At 63.1% G+C, this 1,897-nt stretch carries 3 protein-coding genes and 1 pseudogene; all 4 read right to left on the bottom strand.

Annotated features, from left to right (window positions below):
• The coding region (locus ACK5IR_RS05145; protein ID WP_416926576.1) for a transporter at nt 1–592 on the bottom strand (592 nt) is incomplete at its 3' end.
• A 287-nt stretch (nt 593–879) separates the two neighbouring features.
• On the bottom strand, nt 880–1,164 hold the full coding sequence (locus ACK5IR_RS05140; RefSeq protein ID WP_416926574.1) for a hypothetical protein: 285 nt from the start codon (nt 1,162–1,164) through the stop codon (nt 880–882).
• The gene (locus ACK5IR_RS05135) at nt 1,161–1,394 is read right to left on the bottom strand and encodes a hypothetical protein (protein ID WP_416926572.1); all 234 of its coding nucleotides are present in this window, start codon (nt 1,392–1,394) and stop codon (nt 1,161–1,163) included. Before ACK5IR_RS05135 ends, ACK5IR_RS05140 begins: the two co-directional genes overlap by 4 nt.
• Before the next feature lie 198 nt (nt 1,395–1,592).
• A pseudogene (locus ACK5IR_RS05130) lies at nt 1,593–1,897 on the bottom strand (ABC transporter substrate-binding protein); the annotation flags it as partial.

Genomic DNA, 1,897 nt, shown 5'->3' with positions numbered 1-1,897 from the left:
GGTTGAAGGACAGGTTCGTCACGCGGGTCTTTGCGTAATCGCCGACCGGCACGTTCACCAGCAGGTTGAGCGAGGCGAACCACGGCCCTTCGCCCCAGCCCAGACCGCCGCCCAGCACCGGGTCGCCGATCAGAAACTTGTCCTGCGAGCGGCTGCCCGAAACCTCGTCCCCGCCCGGCCGCGAGAGCGAGCCGTCGAGCGTGGTCTTTTTCCAGCCGACGGGCAGGACTGCCACGAGATAGGGGCGCCCGCCCAGAACCGGCTGGCTGTCGAGCGCCCAGATGCCGGTAATGAGCCCGATCGCCGCATCGCCCGACAGGCCGAGATCGATCCGCCCGCCCAGCGGTGCGGTCGTGCCCTTGCCGCCCGAATAGCCATAGAACGAGAATTGCAGATATTCGCCCGGCGGCGGCACGATGCCGGCATTGATGGTCCGGCTGCCGAGGATATAGAAGCCGATGCCGCCTTCGGCGGCCAGCGCCGGCATGGCCGCAGCCGTGCCCAGAAGGGCGGCGGCGGCGGCAAGGGCGGTGCCGAGCCTGCCCCTGCGCGAAAATTGCGGATGTGGGTCGGTGGCGCTGGATGTGGTCATGGTTTTTCTGCCGGGTTCTGGGCTGGCAGGGCTGCCAGCCGTGATGTGACTTTTCGGTGTAGAAAACGTCTCGCCGCGGTTCCGGCGTTGCACTGGGAAAATACCGTGCGATCGGGGTGAATTTATCATGAAACAATACCGCTCACAAGCGCGTGAGTGGCGGCCGGCCTGCGCGGATCGCGCCAGGCGGGCGCTGTGTGCGGGGGGAAGGGCTGGACGGGTACAGCCCCCTGGACATGCAAAACGAGGCGTCACCGCCCCGCCTGCCGTCTGCATATGGTATAGGCCTAAGAGGTGGTCAGGTGCCTGGCCGGAATATTTGTAAGCTTCCGCCCCTTTTTTACGTGGCCCGGCTGCATCCGGGATTTGCCGCTTTTCTCGAACCGGATTGCAGCCTTGGCGGAGATGATGGAGGCGGCGCGAGGCCGGGCATGCGCCTTGATGTCTGCCGATGGCATCGACTTCAAGAACTCCGAAAGATGCTCGCGAAATTGCTTTTCAACATACCGCCCATAGAGAACCCCGCCACCAATGATGGCGACACAGGTGAGCAAAAGAATCAATTCGATCATTCAACTGGCTCTTTCTCGACCAGAAGGGTCAGGAGGTGTTGTTGCAGAAATGCGGCACTGATTGCCACCAGAATCCACGTCACCGTCCCGGCATCATGCGCGGCTTTTATCTTATCCAAAGCACTGCCCTCGGCACTATAGATAGGCTGGACGACGCCGAAAGTCACTACGATCAACACCAAACCGATGATCAGAGTTCCGAGAGCCTTGTGCCGCTCGTTATGGGACAACCGGATCGTGCCTTAACTTCATGCGACCCTCATCTTTGGTGGTGCTGTCATATCACGAACAGAACCGGGAGAAATCAGAAACCTGCCGAGGGGAGGGGCCTTTGCTTGCCGAATGAACCTATCCGGACCGGCGGGGCGCGCCTGTGCGCCAACGCCGGCCCGGATCAGGGCCGGCGTGCCTGGCGGGTTGCCGGGTCCCTACTTTCCCAGCGCCTTGTCGGTCACGACGGCGCTCCAGGCGCCTTCCGGGGCCCTGGAAATCACCGGGTCCGAGCCGCCGGCCATCAGGATTTTCACCGTGCGTTCGGCATCGGCCGGATCGAGGCTGCCATCCGAGCCCGCCGTCAGCTTGGCGATTTCCGACATCATGCGCTTCTGGTGCTCCTCGGTCTGGGCGCCGGTCTCGTCATGGTCCAGCACGATCCCGGCGGCCTCGTCGGGGTTTTCCTCGGCATATTTCCAGCCCTGCATGCTGGCACGCACGAAACGCGCCATCCTGTCGA

Source organism: Tropicimonas sp. (assembly GCF_047971885.1).
GTDB lineage: Bacteria > Pseudomonadota > Alphaproteobacteria > Rhodobacterales > Rhodobacteraceae > Tropicimonas.
Note: the sequence above shows the minus strand (reverse complement) of the source record. Positions and strands in the feature narration are given on the sequence as shown.